The sequence below is a fragment of the Kitasatospora sp. NPDC058492 genome (genome assembly GCF_042720685.1).
Taxonomy (GTDB): Bacteria; Actinomycetota; Actinomycetes; order Streptomycetales; family Streptomycetaceae; genus Kitasatospora.
Genome location: NZ_JBHXMU010000043.1, coordinates 1 through 20,552 on the forward strand (window position 1 = coordinate 1; position 20,552 = coordinate 20,552).

At 72.5% G+C, this 20,552-nt stretch carries 15 protein-coding genes and 1 pseudogene; 7 read left to right on the top strand and 9 right to left on the bottom strand.

Annotation, left to right across the window (positions count from 1 at the left end; all coding sequences use genetic code 11):
- Positions 1-44 precede the first annotated feature (44 nt).
- Positions 45-1,133 carry an NADH:flavin oxidoreductase gene (locus ACFWPI_RS25725; RefSeq protein WP_380376062.1) on the bottom strand — a complete coding sequence of 363 codons (1,089 nt, stop codon included), beginning with the start codon at positions 1,131-1,133 and terminating at the stop codon, positions 45-47.
- A gap of 355 nt (positions 1,134-1,488) precedes the next feature.
- Here ACFWPI_RS25725 and ACFWPI_RS25730 point away from each other — a divergent pair, with 355 nt between their 5' ends.
- From ACFWPI_RS25730 to ACFWPI_RS25745, 4 genes are all read left to right on the top strand, one after another.
- The gene (locus tag ACFWPI_RS25730) at positions 1,489-2,265 is read left to right on the top strand and encodes an SDR family oxidoreductase (RefSeq protein WP_380376060.1); all 777 of its coding nucleotides are present in this window, start codon (positions 1,489-1,491) and stop codon (positions 2,263-2,265) included.
- Positions 2,266-2,295: 30 nt separating this feature from the next.
- Complete coding sequence (locus tag ACFWPI_RS25735; protein ID WP_380376058.1) at positions 2,296-3,492, top strand: cytochrome P450; 1,197 nt, start codon at positions 2,296-2,298, stop codon at positions 3,490-3,492.
- 129 nt (positions 3,493-3,621) lie between these two features.
- Positions 3,622-7,062: a carboxylic acid reductase gene (gene car, locus ACFWPI_RS25740; protein ID WP_380376056.1), complete on the top strand. Its 3,441-nt coding sequence runs from the start codon at positions 3,622-3,624 to the stop codon at positions 7,060-7,062.
- A gap of 63 nt (positions 7,063-7,125) precedes the next feature.
- On the top strand, positions 7,126-7,497 hold the full coding sequence (locus ACFWPI_RS25745) for a nuclear transport factor 2 family protein (RefSeq protein ID WP_380376054.1): 372 nt from the start codon (positions 7,126-7,128) through the stop codon (positions 7,495-7,497).
- Between the two features lie 72 nt (positions 7,498-7,569).
- Here the strand turns inward: ACFWPI_RS25745 and ACFWPI_RS25750 are convergent, their stop codons facing one another.
- From ACFWPI_RS25750 to ACFWPI_RS25780, 7 genes are all read right to left on the bottom strand, one after another.
- Positions 7,570-8,814, bottom strand: a complete 1,245-nt coding sequence (locus ACFWPI_RS25750; protein WP_380376053.1) for a cytochrome P450 — start codon at positions 8,812-8,814, stop codon at positions 7,570-7,572.
- 141 nt (positions 8,815-8,955) lie between these two features.
- A complete protein-coding gene (locus tag ACFWPI_RS25755; protein WP_380376051.1) occupies positions 8,956-9,660 on the bottom strand; it encodes a hypothetical protein in 705 nt (234 codons plus the stop codon).
- 110 nt (positions 9,661-9,770) lie between these two features.
- Positions 9,771-11,318 carry a Na+/H+ antiporter gene (locus ACFWPI_RS25760; RefSeq protein ID WP_380376049.1) on the bottom strand — a complete coding sequence of 516 codons (1,548 nt, stop codon included), beginning with the start codon at positions 11,316-11,318 and terminating at the stop codon, positions 9,771-9,773.
- Between the two features lie 490 nt (positions 11,319-11,808).
- Positions 11,809-12,405, bottom strand: coding sequence for an RICIN domain-containing protein (locus ACFWPI_RS25765; protein ID WP_063345942.1), 597 nt, complete (start codon positions 12,403-12,405; stop codon positions 11,809-11,811).
- Between the two features lie 53 nt (positions 12,406-12,458).
- Positions 12,459-13,091, bottom strand: coding sequence for a hypothetical protein (locus ACFWPI_RS25770; protein WP_063345941.1), 633 nt, complete (start codon positions 13,089-13,091; stop codon positions 12,459-12,461).
- 158 nt (positions 13,092-13,249) lie between these two features.
- Complete coding sequence (locus tag ACFWPI_RS25775) at positions 13,250-14,329, bottom strand: helix-turn-helix transcriptional regulator (RefSeq protein ID WP_380376048.1); 1,080 nt, start codon at positions 14,327-14,329, stop codon at positions 13,250-13,252.
- A gap of 140 nt (positions 14,330-14,469) precedes the next feature.
- The gene (locus ACFWPI_RS25780) at positions 14,470-15,795 is read right to left on the bottom strand and encodes a radical SAM protein (RefSeq protein WP_380376046.1); all 1,326 of its coding nucleotides are present in this window, start codon (positions 15,793-15,795) and stop codon (positions 14,470-14,472) included.
- Between the two features lie 366 nt (positions 15,796-16,161).
- On the opposite strand from ACFWPI_RS25780, the pseudogene ACFWPI_RS25785 reads away from it, so the two are divergent.
- Positions 16,162-17,331: pseudogene (locus ACFWPI_RS25785) on the top strand (family 2 encapsulin nanocompartment cargo protein terpene cyclase); the annotation flags it as partial.
- 55 nt (positions 17,332-17,386) lie between these two features.
- A complete protein-coding gene (locus tag ACFWPI_RS25790; protein WP_363375739.1) occupies positions 17,387-18,271 on the top strand; it encodes a geranyl diphosphate 2-C-methyltransferase in 885 nt (294 codons plus the stop codon).
- A gap of 115 nt (positions 18,272-18,386) precedes the next feature.
- On the opposite strand, the gene ACFWPI_RS25795 is transcribed toward ACFWPI_RS25790, so the two are convergent.
- Entirely contained in the window at positions 18,387-19,040 is a 654-nt protein-coding gene (locus tag ACFWPI_RS25795) for a dihydrofolate reductase family protein (RefSeq protein ID WP_380376044.1), read from the bottom strand.
- A gap of 203 nt (positions 19,041-19,243) precedes the next feature.
- Here ACFWPI_RS25795 and ACFWPI_RS25800 point away from each other — a divergent pair, with 203 nt between their 5' ends.
- Complete coding sequence (locus ACFWPI_RS25800; RefSeq protein ID WP_380376042.1) at positions 19,244-20,323, top strand: phosphatidylinositol-specific phospholipase C domain-containing protein; 1,080 nt, start codon at positions 19,244-19,246, stop codon at positions 20,321-20,323.
- Positions 20,324-20,552: the final 229 nt, after the last annotated feature.

Here is a 20,552-nt window from a genome sequence, read left to right on the forward strand (position 1 = left end):
GGTCGCGGCCCGGCTTCCGGGCGCCCGTTCGCCGAACGGCGCTGTCAGGCCAGGCTGGTGAGCACCGCCGGGTCGTACGGGACGGTCCGGGCGAGGTTGCCGCGCAGCGCCTTGGCGGCCCAGTCCGGGTTGGCGAGCAGGGTGCGGCCGACGGCGACGAGGTCGAACTCGTCGCGCTTGAGGCGGGCCAGCAGCTCGTCGATGCCGGTCACGCCGGCCTGGCTGGTGTAGCCCTGGGCGAACTCGCCCTCGCCGTACTGCTGGTCCAGGCCGACCGAGCCGACCGTCACGGCGGCCTTGCCGGTGAGCTTGCGCGCCCAGCCGGCCAGGTTGAGGTCGCTGCCGTCGAACTCGGGCTGCCAGTAGCGCCGGGTGGAGCCGTGGAACGCGTCGACCCCGGCGTCGGCCAGCGGGGTCAGCAGCTGCTCCAGCTCGGCCGGGCTCTGCGCGATGCGGGCCCCGTAGTTGCCGACCTTCCACTGGGAGAACCGGAAGAAGACCGGGAAGCCCGGGCTGACGACCGCGCGGACGGCCTGCACGATCTCGGCGCCGAAGCGGGCGCGGGAGGCCGGGTCGCCGCCGTAGCGGTCGGTGCGCCGGTTGGTGCCGCTCCACAGGAAGTCGTCGATCAGGTAGCCGTGCGCGCCGTGCAGTTCGATGCCGTCGAACCCGAGCCGCTCGGCGGTCGCCGCGGCCTCGGCGAAGGCGGCCACCGTGTCGTCGACGTCCCGCTGGGTCATGGCCCGCCCGGCCGGGGCGCCGTCCAGGCCGATCCCGGACGGGCCTTCGGCGGGCGGCTCCGTCCCGGTGCGCACGACCCCGGTGTGCCACAGCTGCGGGATGATCCGGCCGCCGGCCTCGTGCACCCGCTGCACCACGCGGGCCCAGCCGGCCAGCGCCTGTTCGCCGTGGAAGTGGGGCACGTGGTCGTACGCGCGGGCGGCGGCGCGGTCGACGTAGGTGCCCTCGGTGATGATCAGTCCGACCTGGTGGGCGGCCCGGCGGGCGTAGTACTCGGCCACCTCCTCGCCCGGCACGCCGCCGGGGGACTGCATCCTGGTCATCGGGGCCATCACGATGCGGTTGGGGACCGTCAGATCACCCACGACGAACGGCTCGTCCAAGCTGGACATGCTTTTCTCCCGAGTTCTCGGCACTCATGGTGTGAACATTCCGTGTGCGCCCTCTCCGTTGCTCCGGCGAATCGCCGCCGGGTCGCGCGGAAAATGCTGTGGCCGGATGCACATGGGTAACGCACGATTATCGACCCTGTTGATCGCGGCGTCCAGCGGGTGCCGTCATCCGTCCTGCATTGCCTCAGGCGATGCAGGGCATCGACACAATCATGTTGACCGTGTCCGGGAGATCACGGATAGTGGTGCAGGTGGTTCCGCGTCGCCTTCTGGGTCGCAACTGGAGAATTGATTCCCTTGCCGACCAGTGCCGCGGAAAGGAATTTCCCAGGAACGAAAGGTGGCGGAACCCAGGGTGAGCGAGAGTCGCCTTACCGCGCAGATTTCCCACGACTTGGACGGCAAACGGGCCGTGGTCACCGGCGGCAGCCGGGGCATCGGCGCCGCGATCGTGCAGCACCTGCTGGACGCCGGAGCCACCGTCGTCACCTCCGCCCGCAACCCCACCGAACACACCCCGTCCGCGGCCAAGTTCATCCAGGCCGACCTCAGCTCGCCGGCCGGGGTGCGGGCGTTCGCCGACGCCGCGCTGGACTCCCTCGGCGGGGTCGACATCGTGGTCAACAACGCGGGCGGCTGCCGGGCCTTCCAGACCGCGCTGGAAATCGAGAACGACTGGCAGTACACGGTCGACATCAATTTCCTGGCCGCCGTCCGGCTCAATGCCGCACTCGTGCCGGCCATGCGCGCGGCGGGCGGCGGGGTCATCGTGCACCTCTCCTCCATCGCGACCATTTCCTCCTACCCGATGATCCTGCACTACGCCGCCGCGAAATCCGCGCTGGAGGTGTACAGCAAGGGTCTCGCGGTCGAGTTGGCGCCGGACGGAATCCGGGTCGTCGCGATCTCCCCGGGAAACGTGATGACTCCTGGGGCGGATGAGGCACGCGACAAGATCGTCGACTATCTCGGCATGGAATCCGAGGGGGACTGGGCCGACGAGGTCCCGCTCGGGCGGATCGGTCAGACCGAGGACATCGCCGAGGCGGTCGGCTTCCTGGTCTCCCGGCGCGCCTCGTGGATCACCGGCAGCAACCTCGTCATCGACGGCGGCAAGAGCGCGTCCCTGTGACCGCCCGCCAGGACTGGAAGGACTGACACGATGACCGCGACAGAAGAAGGGCCGCGGGCCTATCCGTTCGGTCCGGCCGAGCAGCTCGACGTGGACCCGAAGCTGGCCGAGGCCTGCAGCGCGCAGCCGGTGCTGCGGGTGAGCCTGCCCTACGGCGGCGACGCCTGGCTGGTCACCCGCCACGCCGACGTCAGGACGGTGCTGGCCGACCCCCGGTTCAGCCGGGCCGCCGCCGCCGGCGAGGACGTGCCCCGCATCGTCTCGGCCGGCCTGCCCCGCACCTCGATGCTGAGCATGGACCCGCCGGAGCACAGCCGGCTGCGGCGCAGGGTCGCCAACCCCTTCACCGTGCGCCGGGTCGAGGCGATGCGCCCGCGCGCCCAGCAGATCGTCGACGAACTGCTCGACACCATGATCGCCACGGGCTCGCCCGCCGACCTGACCCAGATGCTGACCTGGCCGCTGCCGATCACGATGATCTGCGAACTGCTCGGCGTGCCCGTCGAGGACCGCGACCGGTTCAACGCCTGGGTGGACGGCCTGCTGATGCTCTCCGACCCGGCCCGCTCCGCACGGGACCGCGGGCACCTCAACGACTACCTCGCCGGCCTGGTCGCCGAGCGCCGCGTCGAGCCCACCAGCGACCTGCTCGGCGAACTGGTCGCCGTGGAGGACGAGGAGAACCGGCTCACCGAGGAGGAGTTGGTCAGCCTCGGGGTCAGCCTGCTGTCCGCCGGCCAGGAGGCCACCGCCAACCAGATCGGCAACTTCGTCTACACGCTGCTGACCAGGCCCGACCTCTGGCACGAGCTCGTCGCCGATCCCGGCCTGATCCCCGACGCGGTCGAGGAGCTCTCCCGGATCATCCCGATCAGCGCCACCGCCGGCTTCACCCGGATCGCCACCGAGGACGTGGAACTGGGCGGGCAGACCGTCCGCGCCGGCGACGCGGTGGTCACCGAGTTCTCCCTGGCCAACCGGGATCCGGAGGTGTTCGACCGCCCCGAGGAGATCGACTTCCACCGGGGGATCGTCCCGCACGTCACCTTCGGGCACGGCATCCACCACTGCCTCGGCGCGGCGCTGGCCAGGATGGAACTGCGCGTCGTCCTGGACTCCCTGGTGCGCCGCCTGCCCGGTCTGCACCTCGCCGTGCCGGCCGACCAGGTCACCTGGCGGACGGAACGCCTCATCCGCGGAGCGGACGCGCTGCCGGTCGCCTGGTGAGACGCCCGCCGGCCGGAACGACCGCCCGGGCCCGACGGGCCGGCGGCCGCTCCGGCCGGCCCGCCCCAGGTCACACGTCGACATCAACCGGATGCCGGACATCACCCGGACGCTACGGGAGGACTCAGCATGGCCGAACCACCGGAGGCGATCACCGCGGCCGTGCGTGATCCGGACAAGGGACTCGCCGAGGCCATGGCGGCCATCATGGAGGGCTACGGCGACCGGCCCGCCCTCGGCGAACGCGCCCGGGAGCCCGTGACCGGGCGCCTGCTGCCCCGCTTCGAGACCGTCAGCTACCGCGAACTGTGGGCCCGGGTGCGCGCCGTCGCCACCGAGTGGCACCACCACCCGGACCACCCGCTGAGCGCCGGCGACCGGCTCTGCATCCTGGGCTTCACCAGCACCGACTACGCCACGCTCGACCTCGCGTGCCTGCACGCGGGCGTGGTGGTCGTGCCGTTGCAGTCCAGCGCGCCGCTGTCCCAGCTGGCGCCGATCGTCGCGGAGACCGAACCGCGCGCCCTCGCGGCGAGCATCGAGCGGCTGGACACCGCCGTCGAAGCCGTCCTCGGGGCGCCCTCGATCCGGCGCGTGATCGTGTTCGACTACCGCCCCGACGTCGCCGAGCAGCGCGACGCCCTCGCATCCGCCCGGCGGCGCCTGGCCGGGGCCGGCCGCCCGGTGGCCGTCGACCCGCTGGCCGCCGTGATCGACGCCGGAGCCGGCCTGCCGCCCGCGCCCCTGTTCGTCGCCGCCCCGGGTGAAGACCCGTTGGCGCTGCTCATCTACACCTCCGGCAGCACCGGGACCCCGAAGGGGGCGGTGTACCCCCAGCGGCTGGTCCGCACCGCGTGGAACGGCTTCAGCTACGGCGCGGAGGACGCACCCCCGGTCAGCGTCCACTACATGCCGCAGAGCCACCTCGCCGGCCACTGGGCACTGATGGGCTCGCTCTCCCGGGGCGGCGTCGGCCACTTCACCGCCAGGAGCGACCTGTCCACCCTGCTCGACGACATCGCCCTGGTCCGCCCCACCGAGCTGACCATGGTCCCGCGCATCTGCGACCTGCTCTTCCAGCGGTACCGCAGCGAACTGGACCGGCGCTCCGGCGAACCCGGCGACGTCGACACGGCGGTCAAGACCGACCTGCGGGAGAACGTCCTGGGCGGGCGCGTCACCAAGGCCTTCTGCGGCACCGCCCCGCTCTCCGCCGAAGTGGCCGCCTTCGTCGAGTCCTGCCTGGGCTTCCACCTGTACACCGGCTACGGCTCCACCGAGGCCGGCGGGGTGCTGCTCGACTCGGTGGTGCAGCGCCCGCCGGTCATCGACTACAAGCTGGTCGACGTCCCGGAGCTCGGCTACTTCCGGACCGACTCGCCGCACCCGCGCGGGGAACTGCTGCTCAAGACCGCCACCGCCATCCCCGGCTACTACAAGCGGCCCGAACTCACCGCCGAGATCTTCGACGCGGACGGCTACTACCGGACCGGCGACATCATGGCCGAGACCGGGCCGGACCGGCTGGTCTACGTCGGTCGCACCAAGGACGTCCTGAAGCTCTCCCAGGGCGAGTTCGTGGCCGTCTCCCGCCTGGAGACCGCCTTCGTCGCCAGCCCGCTGATCCGGCAGGTCTTCGTGTACGGCAACAGCGAGCGCGCCTACCCGCTCGCCGTGGTCGTCCCCGCCCCGGACGCGCTGGCCAGGGCCGGCGGGGACACCGAGTCGCTCAAACCGCTGCTCATCGAGTCGCTCCAGCGGATCGCCAAGGAGGCCGAGCTCAACTCCTACGAGATCCCGCGCGACATCCTGATCGAGACCGAACCCTTCAGCGCCGCGAACGGCCTGCTCGCCGACAGCCACAAACCGCTGCGCCCCCGGCTCCGGGAGCGCTACGGCGAGGCCCTGGAACGGCTCTACGCCGAACTCGCCGACGGGCAGGAGCGCCGGTTGCACGACCTGCGCCGGGCCGGGCCCGACCAGCCGGTGCTGGACACGGTCGGCCGGGCCGCCCAGGCGCTGCTGGGCTGCGCGGGCGCCGAGTTGAGCGCCGACGCGCACTTCACCGACCTGGGCGGGGACTCGCTGTCCGCGCTGTCCTTCGCCGCCCTCATGACGGAGATCTTCCGGGTCGAGGTCCCGGTCGGGGTGGTGATCAGCCCGGCCAACGACCTGGCACGGGTGGCGGGTTACATCGAGGAGCGGCGCCGCTCCGGCGCCGCGCGGCCCACCGCCGCCTCCGTCCACGGCGAGCACGCCGCCGAGGCCCGCGCCGGCGACCTCACCCTGGACAGGTTCCTCGACGCGGCGACGCTCGCCGCCGCCCCGACGCTGCCCCGCCCCGACGGCGCCGTCCGCACCGTCCTGCTCACCGGGGCCACCGGCTACCTCGGCCGCTTCCTGTGCCTGGAGTGGCTGGAACGGCTGGCGCCCGCGGGCGGCAGGCTGGTCTGCGTGGTCCGCGGCGCCGACGCGGCCGTCGCGGCGAAGCGGCTGGAGGCCGCCTTCGACAGCGGCGACGACGAACTGCTCCGGAGGTACCGGGAGTTGGCCGACGGGACGCTGGAGGTGCTGGCGGGCGACATCGGCGAGCAGCGCCTCGGCCTGGCCGAGGACACCTGGCAGCGGCTGGCCGACACCGTGGACCTGATCGTCCACCCGGCCGCCCTGGTCAACCACGTGCTGCCCTACGACCAGCTGTTCGGGCCCAACGTCGTCGGCACGGCCGAACTGATCCGGCTGGCACTCACCACCCGGCTCAAGCCCGTCACCTACGTGTCCACCGTCGCCGTGGTGGCCGGCGCCGCGGCCGCGGCCCTCGACGAGGACGGCGACATCCGCGCCACCAGCCCGGTGCGGCACCTCGCCCGGGGCTCCGGCGGCGGATCCGCGCCCGGATCCGACGGGTACGCGCAGGGGTACGCGACCAGCAAATGGGCCGGCGAGGTGCTGCTCCGCGAGGCCCACGACCTGTGTGGACTGCCGGTCGTCACCCTGCGGTCGGACATGATCCTCGCGCACGGCAGGTACCGGGGGCAGCTGAACGTGCCCGACGTGTTCACCCGCCTGCTGCTCAGCCTGCTCGCCACCGGCATCGCCCCGGGCTCCTTCTACCGGGGCGGCGGGCGCGCCCACTACGACGGCCTGCCGGTCGACTTCACCGCCGAGGCCGTCACCGCGCTGGGCGCGCGGGCCACCGAGGGCTACCGGACCTTCAACGCGCTGAACCCGCACGACGACGGCGTCTGCCTGGACACCTTCGTCGACTGGCTCATCGAGGCCGGCCACCCGATCCGGCGGGTCGACGACTACGACGACTGGCTCGCCCGGATCACCACCGCGCTGCGCGCCCTGCCGGAGAAGCAGCGCCAGCACTCACTGCTGCCCCTGCTGCGCGCCTTCGCGCGGCCCGGGGAGGCCGTCCCCGGGTCGGCGATCCCCGCCGCCGGGTTCCGGGCCGCCGTGCGGGCCGCCAAGGCCGGCGCCGACCAGGACATCCCGCACCTGTCGGCGGCCCTCGTCCGCAAGTACGTCACCGACCTGCGCCACCTCGGCCTGCTTCACCGCTGAGAGCACCACCGCACCACCGCGCCACCATCCCCGCATTCGACCCGACGGACACAGGAGTTCGGCATGGCACAGAGCATCGGCGAGACGGTCATCTCGGGTCTGCGGCGGCTGGAGGCGAACGACTTCGCCGGCTTCCGGGCGCTGTGCACCGAGAAGGCCACGGTGTGGCAGAACGACGGCAAGGACGAGCAGGCGATCGACGAGCGGCTCGTGCACTTCAAGGCCTTCGCCGCCGGTGTCGAGTCCCTGCGGTTCGAGGTCCTCCGCCAGTTCGAGAAGCCGGACGAGGTGCTCCAGCAGCACGTCATCCACCTGCTGTCGGCCGACGGGGTCGTCCAGGAGGTCCCGACCGTCGTGTACTTCCGGTTCGAGGGCGGCCTGATCGACCGGATCGAGGAGTGCCTCTACACCGTGCCGAAGGGCAGCACGGCCTGACGGACCGACCGCCCGCGCGGACCGGGCGCGCGGGCCCGGCGAGCAGCCGCCGGCCGCCGGGGCGGCCCCCGCTCAGCCGTCGGCACGCCCGGCGGTGAGCAGGACGGGGAGCGACCGGTGGCCGTTGGAGATCAGCGACGCGACCGGGCTCAGCTCGGCGCCCGGGGCGAGCGTGAGGTCCGGGAAGCGCTCGAAGAGCTTGCGCAGCGCCGTCCCGGCCTCCATCCGGGCCAGCGGCGCGCCCAGGCAGAAGTGCGGGCCGTGTCCGAAGGCGAGGTGGTCCTTCACGGGCCGGGTGACGTCGAAGACGTCGCCGGTGGTGCCGTACCGGCAGGGGTGGCGCCCGGCGGCCGCGTACGAGGGGAGGATGACCTCTCCCCGGCGGATCGTCACCTCGTCCGACAGCCGGATGTCCTCGATGGCGAAGCGCAGCGGCAGGTGCGCCAGCGGGGCGTCGCGGCGCAGTGCCTCCTCCACGACGTCGCTCCACCGCGCCCGACCCGCCCGGACCGTGGCGAGCTGCTCGGGGTGGGTGAGCAGCAGCGCGATGCCGTTGTCGATCAGGTTCACCGTCGTCTCGTAGCCGGCCGAGACCACCAGCAACAGGGTGTCGCGGAGCTCCTCCTCGGTCAGCGCGGCGCCGTCGCCCTCGGTGTCGCGGGCGGCGATCAGCAGGGACGTCATGTCGTCGCCCGGGTGCCGGCGCTTCGCGGCGATCAGCCCTTCGAGCATGGCGAAGAACGCCGCCGCGTTGGCCTCGGACTCCTCGGGCGTGAGGGTGGTGGAGAAGACCCGGTCGACGATGTGCCGGAACCCCTCCTGGAGGTCGTCCGGCAGGCCCAGGAGCCGGCTGATCACCTGGATCGGCAGCGGGTAGGCCAGCCGCTCGCGGAGGTCGACCGGCACGCCGGGCGGCGTCGCGGCCAGGTCGTCGAGCAGCGCGTCGGTCAGCTGCTCGATGCGCTCGGCGAGGGCGCCGATCTGACGGGCCGTGAAGGCGGAGCCGACGAGCCGGCGCAGCCGGCGGTGGTCGGCGCCGTGCGCGTTGAACATGTTCCGGACGGTGATCCACAGGGCCAGCGGCCAGGTGGGGACGACCTCGGCGAAGTCCGGCCAGTGCTGGTGGCCGTCCTTGGAGACCCGGGGGTCCTTGAGGAGCTCTTCGAGCAGGACGGGGTCGGCCACGGCCCAGGCCTCGACGCCGAGGATGTCGACGGGTGTCGCCGGGCCGCGGGCGCACAGTTCGGCGGTCTCGGCGTCACGGTCGCGGCCGGTGGGGTCCAGGACGAGGCGGGGGCGGTCCAGCGGGCGGTCCATGGGGCTCCTTCGCTCGGGTCGGGGCGGGCGGGAGGCGCCGGAACAGCGCACCGGATCGAGGATGCGGCCGCGACCCCGCCGCAGTCGAGAGGGCGTTCCGGTCCGGCGTGGCGGGCGTACGGCAGGAGCGGTGCCCGACCGTCAGGCGGGCGCTGCGGCGCGGGACTCCCGGAGGCTGCGGCGGGCGGCGGCGGTGACGAGCAGGATCCAGAGCAGGCTGAGGCCGCCCAGGGCGTAGACGCCGCCGTGCAGGAAGGCGAGGTCGAGGTCCGTGCCGGCCGGCGGGGCCCAGCCGTCGGGGTCGACGAGGACGGTGGTGGTGGTGCCGGCGGAGGAGGACCCGGAGCAGCCCGAGCCCTGGAACTCGGGGTGCGGCAGCGGCTTCCCGTCCGTGCGGCGGATCGCGCAGGACCAGCTGATCCGGCCGCTGCGGTCCTTCGAGCTGTGGGCCTCGGTGACGACGACCTCGGTCCGCTCCCCGCGGTGCGCGAGCACCTCCGCCCGGATGGTGGTGGGTGGCAGGGCCAGCAGCAGGATCCCCAGCAGGACGCCGGGCCAGAGCACCCAGCCGGCGGCCCGGACCATCATCAGCCCGCCCAGGGAGGTGATGAGCACCAGCACGGCGAGGATCGTGAACAGGGCGGAGTAGTCCGGGTCCACGGCGAGCGCCATCAGGCCGACGAGCAGCAGCGGGGCGAGTACCGCGACCAGGACGGCCGCCCGGCGGATGGTGCGGGGTGCGAGCGGCTTGTCCTTCCGGGGCTTCCGCTTGGCGCTCTTCGGCCGCTGGGCGGCGGCGGCCGCCGCGCTCAGTGGTCTCTTCTGCTTCTTCCTGCCCTGTGCCATGTGGCCCCCGTTCGGTGCTGCGTCGGACTGCTCGCGACAGTCTGACCTGCGGTGCGGGGGTGCGGAAGACCGGGGGCCGCAAGCCGTCACGGCCGGCCGGGTCAGGCCGGTCAGACCCGCCCGAGTCCGGCCTGCTCCAGGTCGAGGTCGCGCTGGAGGCGGCGCAGGGTGGTGTCGCTGATGAGGTGTTCCTCGTAGAGGCGGTGCAGCCGGGCGTTCTGCACGGTGATGACCTCGCGCCGGAGTTGACGGTAGGCGGCGTCGGCGGTGGTGCCGTCGGGGGTCTCGGGGGTGCGGTCGAGGCGGGCGGCGAGGCCGCGCCGGACCCGGTCGATCGCGGTGTCGGGCATGACCTCCAGGGCGGCGAGGTGGTCGACGTGGTCGAGGGCGGCGCGGTTGAGGGCGTCGCGGGCGTCGTCCTCCTCGCGGGCGGTGTGCTCGGGCTCCAGGGCGAGCCCGGAGCGGTGGACCACGGCGGCGAGGGTCAGGCCCTGCACGACCAGGGTGAGGACGACCACCGCCGTGGTCAGCACCAGGACGAGCGGGCGCCCGGGGATCCGGTTGCCGTCCGTGGTGAGCAGCGGGATGGACAGGGCCGCCGCCAGCGGCATGACGCCCCGGGTGCCGGCCCAGGTGACGACCCCGGCGACCCGCCAGGACAGCCGGCCGCGGGAGGGCTTGACCCCGCGGGTCAGCGGCAGCGTCCACAGCACGCGGACGGCGATCAGCACGGCCGCCAGCGCGAGCGCCTGGAGCGGCCACCAGCCGGTGCCGGCCGGCAGGTCCCGGACCAGGGCGGGCAGTTGCAGGCCGACGATGCCGAAAACGACGCTCTCCAGCAGGAACACCACCACCGCGGAGACGGCGTGCAGTTGGAGCCGGATGCGGGCGTCGGTGAGGCGGTGGCCGGAACGGCCGAGCAGGACGCCGGCGACCACGACCGAGGTCACCCCGGAGGTGTGCGTGGACTCCGCGAGCACGTACGCCGCGTACGGGGTGACCAGGGCTATCACCGTCTCCAGGACGGGGTCGGCGGTGCGGCGCCGGATCAGCCACACCAGGCCGGCCACGGCGGCGCCGACCAGGCTGCCGCCCCCGCCGAGCAGCAGGAGCTCGCCGCCCGCCGCCGGCAGGTCCACCGTGCCGCCCACGGCCACGGCGACGCCGACGGCGACCTTGAACAGCACCAGCGAGGTGGCGTCGTTGAACAGGCTCTCGGCCTGCACCAGCACCTGGACGCGCCCCGGCAGCGCCAGCCGGCGGCCGAGCGCGGTGACGGCCACCGGGTCGGTGCTGGACAGGACGGCCCCCAGCACGAACGCCATCGCGGGCGGGAGCCCGGCGACGGCGACGGCGACGAAGCCCACGGCGGCGGCGGAGGCGAAGACCAGGCCGAAGGAGAGGATCGTCACCGGGCGCCACACCGTGCGCAGATCACGCAGCGACAGTTCCTCGGCGGAGGAGTAGAGCAGGGGCGGGAGCACCACCAGGGCGATGGCCTGCGGCGGTACGTGCAGCGCGGGCACGCCCGGGACCATCGCGACCGCGAGGCCGACCAGGACCAGCAGGGAGGGCGCGGGCACCCGCAACCGCTGGGCGAAGGTGGCCACGCTCGTGGCCAGAACCACCAGAACCAGAACGATCCCCACGGCGCGCATTTGCGGAAACGACCCATCACGACGATCGGGGTCGCCGCCGCCCGAGCGCTGCAGTCGTCCCCCGAGCCGACCAGACTTCCCGGCACACCGCCAGTCATCTTATCGGGTCGTTTGCGCGGGACGGCAGGGTGCCCGGCCGGTCGTGCCTCAGCGGCGCCCGAGCAGCCTCGCCAGGAAGCCGCCGCCCTTGCCCTTCGTCCGGTCGCAGGCGCAGCGGCCGGACTTGGGCACCCCGGCGAGCACCTGCTCGACGTGCATGCCGCACCCCGCGTAGCTTGCCTTGCCACACGTCCGGCAGGTGGTTCGTCGACACATCGCGCTGCTCCTCACGTCGCACCCCCGGATGGGGCGGCCAGTTCTTTCAGGATACCCCACCCGGTATTTTTGGACGTGTGCCCCGGGGTCGGCGGATCGGCGCCCCGGACCCGCCGTGCCCGGCCGGGGCTGTCCGGCCTGGCGCGACGGGCGTTCCTCGTGGTGTGCCGTGCGGTCAGACGGCCTGTAGGTAGAACAGGTCCGGTCGGCTGTCCTGGACGATCTGGTAGCCCAGGCCGTCGCTGTGGTTCTGGGCGGCGACCCACTTGCCGGAGTTCACGTTCTGGAGGGCGAAGCGGTTGCTGCCCGGAACCTTCGCCATCCAGAACGCCTGGTTCTCGGGGACGACGTCGCCGCAGCCGACCGTGATGATCCAGTTGCCGTCGTCCTTTCCCCAGCGGTCGACGACCATGCACCAGCCGCGCCAGCTGTCGCGGAAGTACACCAGCTCGCGGCCGTCGGAGGCGTGCTTGCGACAGACCTGCCACTTCTGGTTCGACTCGTCGCCCCAGAAGTACTGGATGACCGAGCCGTGGTTCCCGGAGGAGAGGGCGACGGTCAGCGGCCGGTCGGCCCCGGCGGTGTTGATGCGGTAGAGGCCGGGGTCGCAGGGGTACTCGCTCTCCGGGTCCGCGGCGAGTGCGGTGGCCGACGTGGGGGCGGCCAGGGCGGCGGGGGAGGCGGTGAACAGCAGGGCGCCGACGGCGGCCGCCGTGCCGAGGACGTTCAGCGGGCGTCGGGCCCGGGAGCGTCGAGGGTGCGGTTCGGGCATGGTGGACTCGCTTTCGCAGCAAATGGGTTGGGTCGTTTCCGCGATCCTGGGCATCAGCAGACGAGTCGCGCCCGGGCGGCCGCGCGCAGGGTGCCGGCCGGCTCCGGGTAGGCGCAGGAGACGGTGCCCTGCTCCGGGACGTCGAAGGTGGTGAAGGTGCCGGGGCCGTTCGGGCTGGTGTTGATCCAGTAGCCGGTGTTCCCGCTGCGGGCGCAGATGTAGCGGACCCACTCGCCGGTGACCTTTCGGGTGCCGCGGTAGAGGCCGTAGTAGCCGGGGCTGTTGAAGTTCACGGTGTCGGTGACGGTGGTGGTGCGGGTGGTCGATTTGGTGTTGGCCACGGAGAAGCCGACCTTGACGCTCACCTTGGCGAAGATCGCCTTGAATTCGGCGCTCACCTCGGTGCTGGTGTTGATCGTGGTGCTCACCGAGTCGACCTCGCTGAGGGTCTTGGTGTAACTGCCGGTGGTGCCGGGGGTGATCGCGACCGCGAGGAAGTCGGTGACGGTCGGTTCGACCCGGGCGGAGGCGATGTCCTCCCACAGGTAGTCGCGGGCGGGGTCACAGGTGGCGGTCGGCGGTGTGGTGTCGGCGTGTGCGGGCGCGGCGCCGAGGCCGAGCCCGGTCACCGCGACCAGCGCGGCGACTCCTGAGGTGAAGGCGGTGCGCCGGGTGCGCGAGCTCATGAGGGTGCTCCTCCGCTGGAAATGGGTGCACTGCGAGCCGTCATGTGCATGACGTGAATCCCCCGTGGGGAAATCTTCACGTTCGCGGCGGGGTCGCGGCCATCCCAGATTCCTGGGGGCGTACGGCGGGGCGCGCGCCTGGGGCGCGGGGCCCCGGGTCAGCAGCGCCCCCCGCCGAGCATGATCCGCGCGATCAGCTCCTGCCGGCTGCCCACCCCGGTCTTGGTGAACACCGACTTCAGGTGGTCCTGCACCGTGTACGGCGTCATCGCGAGCAGCCGGGCCACGTCCCGGGTGTCGCTGCCGCGCACCAGCAGCAGCGCCACCTCCTGCTCGCGGGCGGTCAGCCCGTACGCGGCCAGGTAGAGCGGCATCACCTCGGCCGGCGAGGCGAGCGTGGCCACCACCGTCACCTCGTCGGCCGCCGCGTCACCGCGAAGCGCCGATCCGTGCAGCAGGTACCAGCGCTCGTCCCGGGTGCGGACCCGCACCGGTGTCTGCGGCGCGGCCAGCCCGTGCGCCGCCCGGCGGGCGTGCTCGGCGGCCATCGCCACGGAGGTCGGGACGCTGAGCGAGGTGGGGGTGGGGTCGGCCAGCCGGGCGAGCAGGTCCTCGGCCGGGCCGGACATCGCCCGCAGCCGGTTGCGCCGGTCGAGCAGCAGGACCGCGGGCCCCGCGCCCTCCTGGTCCGGCGCGCCGGCCGGAACGTGGCTCGCCCGCAGCGCGTTGCCCAGGTGGCGGGCGGCGGCGCCGGCGAGCTCGCGCTGGCGTCCCAGGTAGGGGCCGCGGTCCGGGGCCCGCATGAACGCCGCGCACCCCCACATCCCGCCCGCCGCGTCGAACACCGCCCGCAGCTCGTCCCCGAACCCGGCCGGCGCCACCTGCTCCCGGAACCGCACGCTCTCCTGCGGGCGCCCCTTGGTCGCCCGGCTCAGCGTCTCCGCCTGCACCCCGCTGCGCCGGATCTTCGGAAAGGTCGCCAGGTCGTCCTCCCAGACCTCCAGCCTGACGGCGTGCTCGTACGCCGTCAGGCTGAGGTCCTCGCTCTGCACCGAGTTCACCAAACCGGTCGCCGGATCCGCCGTGTGCCAGCACACCGCGTCGAACTCCAGGACCGGGCGCAGCAGTTCGTCCGCCCGCCGGAACACCTCCGGCGTCGTCAACCCCTCCCCGGCGAGCTCCCGCATCCCCTCGATCGCCGACCGCGCCGCCACCCCACGAGCCCCACGTAATCCCATGGCGGGAAGCTAACACGCTGTTCGTACCCCCACCCACGCGCCGATCGGCGGGGTCCGCCTCCTCCTCGCGGTGGTCCGACGGCCCCCGGCATCATCCTGACGTCCCGTCATGCCGGCCGGGGGCGGCGTGTGCCGGGGGATCAGCCGGGCAGCGAGTCCATGAAGGAGCTGACCGAGAAGACCGCCTTGCCGGGGCCGGCCGGGCCGTAGCCGGGCGGGGAGGAGAGGCCGAACTCCTCCAGGGTGGCACGGTAGGTCTGGAGCAGGCGGATGTGGTACTCCAGCGGGGCGCCCTGGGGGTTGGCCTTGCCGAGCGGAGTGGTGGGTTCGGGGCACCAGGTGGTGAAGCGGGGCACCACGCCGTGGGACATGAAGAAGCGCAGGCCCTCCCGGGTGGAGGCGATGGCCTCGTCGACGGTGGTGAAGCCGAAGGGCTGCGCCATCTCGACCCCGGCGACGAAGTTGGGGATCACGTTCTCCGGGCCGAACACCTCGGTGGAGTCGAGGATGCGCCGGTGCCACTCGTCGCGGCCGACGTAGCGCTCCTTGCCGGGGCAGTACAGCTCGAACAGGCGCTTGTCCCAGACCTCGAAGTTGGGGTGGTAGATCCGCACGCCGTAGTCGTGGAAGCGCTGGACGTCCTCGCGCGGCAGGGCCTGGGCGACGACCTTGCCGATCCAGCGCCCGGGGAAGCGCTCCTCGATGGCCTTGGCGTACCGGCCGTAGAAGTCGGCCTCGTCCCGGCCGCCGACCTGCGAGGTGATGGCGCCGCCGGTGAGGGTGTACGCCTGGGAGGCGCGGGCGGTGTCGTGGCGGTCGATGAGCTCCAGCGCCTCCAGCACCTCCTCGACCGGCTTGACCCCGGTGTAGGGGCGGCCGGCGGCCTTGTGCTGGCGCCAGTTGTGGTTGATGTCGCAGTACTGGCACTCCTCCTTGGCGCCGAAGTACTGGCAGACCCGGAAGACCGTCAGGTAGATCAGGTAGCCCCACTGGATGGTCGGGGCGACCTCCATCACCGACTTCCCGTTGGCCAGGGTGTGCCGGTAGTAGTCGGGCATCGGGGGCAGGCCCACGTCGGCGATCCGCGCGCCGTCGAGGTACAGGCCGAGCGTGCCGTCCTCCCCGGCGCCGACCCGGTACGGCGAGTCCGGGTTGACGCGCACCGACACCACGGTGCGGCGCAGCCCGTACGGGCCGCCGGTGAGCACGACCTCCTCCGGCGGGCGGTTGAGCGCGGCCGCGCCGAGTTCGGGCAGGGTGCGGTGGTCGAAGGAGAAGATGAAGTACGACTTCGGCTTGACCTCGCCGCTCCCGTCGGCGCCGGTGCTGCCGCTGAGGGCGGACTCGTCGAAGGCCATGCCGCCGCGCAGCAGGTCCTCCTTGATCACGGCCTCCCGGGGCACGTCGGGGAAGCGCTCCATGAGGTCCTCGACCAGTGCGGTGCGGCTGCGGCCCTGGGTCTCCATGTGCTGGTACGTCCTTCCTGGCCCCGTTCCGTCACGGGGTCGTGGCCATTCTTCTCCCCCTTACACCGGCGGGCGCGGCGGACCGATGCATGAGGAGGCGGCGTTTCAAACGCCATACGGGCCCACGTTCACCTGATCGGGTGTAGAAGATCGTCCGGAACGTTTCCGAACCGGCCCCCGCGCCTACGGTTGTGAACCGAGCGAGACGGGGGCGCGTTCGAAGACCGCCCGCGCCGTCGGCCAGGTGACAAGCCGTCATGTCTTGCGATCCTTCATCAGAGTCAGAGGAGGCTCCATGCCCCTGTGTACCAGAGCGGGGACACCCTTCGAGCGCACTGCCGCCGCGGCGGTGGGGTCATGAGCTCCTCGGCGATCGAGCGGATCCTGCGCGGGCCGAGCGGCCTGGGCACCGCGGGCCTGAACCTGGCACCGAGTCCCCCCGTCCCGACCGCGCCCGCACCCAACACCCACGTGCCCGGCGTCCCCGCGTCCGACAGCCCCGCGCCGGGCGGTTCCAAGCCGGGTGGTTCCAAGCCGGGTGGTTCCAAGCCGAAGCCCGGCGACGCCATCCCGGGCCTCTACCACCACCCGGTGGCCGAGCCCGACCCGGTGCGGGTGGAGGAACTGAGCCTCAGGATCAAGGCCTGGGCGCTGGACGAGGTCGAGCTGTACCCGCCGGACTGGGAGAAGCAGTTCGACGGCTTCTCGACCGGCCGCTACATGGTGGCCTGCCACCCCGACGCGCCCAGCGTCGACCACCTGATGCTCGCCGCCCGCCTGATGGTCGCCGAGAACGCGGTCGACGACTGCTACTGCGAGGATCACGGCGGCTCACCGGTCGGCCTCGGCGGGCGCCTGCTACTGGCGCACACCGCGCTCGACCCGCTGCACACCACGCCGGAGTACCACCCGGAGTGGGAGGCCTCGCTGCACGAGGACGCCCCCCGCCGGGCGTACCGCTCCGCGATGGAGTACTTCACCCGGGCCTCCACGCCCTCCCAGGCGGACCGGTTCCGGCACGACATGGCCCGGCTGCACCTCGGGTACCTCGCCGAGGCGTCGTGGGCCGAGACCGAGCACGTCCCGCAGGTGTGGGAGTACCTGGCGATGCGCCAGTTCAACAACTTCCGCCCCTGCCCGACGATCACGGACACCGTCGGCGGCTACGAGCTGCCCGTCGAACTGCACGCGCTACCCGCCATGCAGCGCGTGATCGCCCTGGCCGGCAACGCCACCACCATCGTCAACGACCTGTACTCGTACACCAAGGAGCTGTCCATTCCCGGAGTGCACCTGAACCTGCCCGTGGTGATCGCCGAACGCGAGGACTGCTCGCACCGGGACGGCTACCTCAAGGCGGTCGAGGTCCACAACGACCTGATGCACGCCTTCGAGGCCGAGGCGGCCGCGCTGGCCGCGGCCTGCCCCGTCCCGACCCTCGTACGGTTCCTGCGCGGTGTGTCCGCGTGGGTCGACGGCAACCACTTCTGGCACCGGACCAACTCCTTCCGCTACACCCTGCCCGACTTCTGGTAACCACCGTTTCCGGCAGCCATCCCTCTTCCGTTGATCACCCGCTAGGAGCTGACGCATGTCCCTGACCGACGACATCACCACCCCCGCCGACACCGCCGCCATCCCCGGGCCGGCGACTCCCTACCAGGGCGACATCGCACGCTACTGGGACCACGAGGCACGGCCGGTCAACCTTCGCCTCGGCGACGTGGACGGCCTCTACCACCACCACTACGGCATCGGCGACGTCGACCAGGCCGCCATCGGCGACCCGGCCGACAGCGAGCGCGAGAAGAAGGTGATCACCGAGCTGCACCGCCTGGAGTCCGCGCAGGCCGAGCTGCTCCTCGACCACCTGGGCGCGGTTCCGTCCGACGCCACCCTGGTGGACGCCGGCTGCGGCCGCGGCGGCTCGATGGTGATGGCCCACCAGCGCTTCGGCTGCCGGGTCCAGGGCGTCACGCTCTCCGCCAAGCAGGCCGAATTCGGCAACAACCGGGCCCGCGAGCTGGGCATCGGCGACTTCGTCCGCTCGCAGGTCTGCAACATGCTCGACATGCCGTTCGAGACCGGCCAGGTGGCGGGCTCGTGGAACAACGAGTCCAGCATGTACGTCGACCTGCACGACCTGTTCGCCGAGCACTCCCGGATCCTCGCCGTCGGCGGCCGGTACGTGACCGTCACCGGCTGCTGGAACCCCGCCTACGGGCAGCCGTCCAAGTGGGTCTCGCAGATCAACGCGCACTTCGAGTGCAACATCCACTCCCGCCGGGAGTACCTGCGGGCGATGGCCGACAACCGGCTGGTGCCGCAGGCCGTCATCGACCTGACCCCCGCCACCCTGCCCTACTGGGAGCTGCGCGCCACCTCCTCGCTGGTCACCGGCATCGAGGAGGCGTTCATCAACTCCTACAGGGACGGCTCGTTCCAGTACGTCCTGATCGCGGCCGACCGGGTCTGACCGGTTCTGGCCGGGCCTGACCGGTCCGACAGGTCTGACGGTCCGAGCGTGACGGTGGCCTCCCCGCGGGTGCGGGGAGGCCACCGCCTTCGGCTGCTGCCCGGCTACCGCCCGGTCACCGCTGGGTGAAGGTGAGGTGGGTGACGCCGCTCGGACTGGTCACCGCCTCGGTGCGGAAGCGCTGCTCCAGGCCTTCGAGCCCGTCCCAGAGCCGCTCGCCGCGGCCGAGGACGATCGGCACCACCACCACGTGCAGGTGGTCGATCAGGTCCGCCGCCAGGAAGGCCCGGACGGTGCTCGGGCCGCCGCCGATCCGGACGTCCTTCCCGTCGGCGGCCTCCCGGGCCTGGCGCAGTGCCTCCTCGGGCGTGGCGTCGAGGAAGTGGAAGGTCGTCCCGCCCGCCATCTCCAGCGTGGGGCGCGGGTGGTGGGTGAGGACGAAGACCGGGGTGCGGAACACCGGCTCCGGCCCCCACCAGCCCTGCCACTCGTGGTCCTGCCACGGGCCGCGCTGCGGGCCGAACTTGTTGCGCCCCATGATCTCCGCGCCGATGCCGTCGCTCCAGGTGCGGGCCATCGCGTCGTCGACGCCGGTGTCGCCGCCGGTGTCGCCCTCCCGGCCGTGCATCCGCCGGAAGGTCCGGGTCTGGAAGAACCAGCCGTGCAGTCGGTCGCCGGCGTGGCCGAACGGCGAGTCGAGGCTCTGCCCCTCGCCCGTTCCGTAGCCGTCGAGCGAGATCGAGAAGTTGTGGACGCGGACCAGGGACACGGGAGTTCCTCCGGTGCTCGGTGCTCCGGCGCGGACCGGGCCGCGCCTGCTGGACGGCCCACGCTAACCCGGGCGGGAGCGGTACAGCCGTCACGCTATTGTCGTGTCTTCTTCACCCGAAGCTCGCCCTGGTGGGCGATGCTTCGTCCGACCGTCCGGGAGGGGCGGCCGGAGGCACATCCGCACTTGGGGGGACAGTACCTGTGACCGTACGCCGCACCGCCGCCGCCATCCTGGCGGCCGGCCTGCTCGCCGCTGCCGCGGCCCTGATACCGGCGACCGCCGACGCGGCGCAGGACGCGGCCGCGAGCGGCCCGGCGGACCTGCCGTTCGGCTCGGCCACCACCGTCGGCCTGCACAACACCTACGACCCGGCGGCCTACCCGTACCTCGCCCAGGGGCTCGACACCGGCACCGGGATGATCGAGCTGGACATCTGGACGGACATCGTCACCAAGGAGTGGAAGGTCAGCCACTCCAACCCGCTCGGCAACTCCAACAACTGCACCGCCGCCAGCACCCCGGCTCAGCTCTACAGCGGCGGCGCCAACAAGAACCTGGAGAACTGCCTCGACGACGTCCGGGTCTGGCTCGGCGCCCACCCCGGCGCCGGCCCGCTGGTCGTCAAGCTGGAGCTGAAGGCGGGCTTCTCCGCCAACCTCGGCATGGGGCCGACGGAACTGGACACGCTGATCGCCGCCCACCTGGGCCCGGCCGTGCTGCGCCCCGCCGACCTGCTCGTCAAGCCGGGCGGCGGCTCGTACGCCGGCGTCGACGAGGCGGTGCGGGCCGGCAACTGGCCGAGCCGCGCGGCGCTGGCCGGAAAGGTCCTGCTGTACGCGATCCCGGGGACGGTCGAGGAGAGCAACCCCTTCGACACCCTGCACACCGATGTCGAGTACGGCCGCCACCTGCGCGACCTCGCCGCCGCGGGCCGGATCGGCGACGCCCAGCTGTTCCCCGCCGTGCACGGCGCCAAGACCGGAGACCCGCGCGCCGCGTACACGGGCGCGGACGCCGGGATCCGGCCCTGGTTCGTGGTCTTCGACGGCGACGCCGCCACGTACCTCAACGGCGTCGACACCGCGTGGTACGACCGCTCGCACTACCTGCTGGTCATGACGGACGCGCACAACGTGGCGCCCGCCATCAGTGCCACCGACCCGACGGCCGAGCAGGCCCGCGCCCGCACCGAGCAACTGGCCCGGGCGCACGCCAGCATCGTCTCCAGCGACTGGCGCAAGCTTCCGGCCGTCCAGTCCCTGGCCCTGCCCCGGGGCTGACGCCGAGACGCCGGACGCGCCACCGGGGCGGTGAACGCCCCGGTGGCGCAGGCGTGTCCGGCCTCGGCTTGGCTTGGCTCGCCTTGGCTCAGGGTGCGGGCCCGGACCGGCTGCTTTCCAGGTCAAGTCTGTTGTGAGTACGTCGAGTTGACCCGAGATGAAGAGTTGGATCAGGGCTTTCGGCGGGCCGGTCCGGTCGCCATGCTGGTTGTCATGACCCGAACTCTAC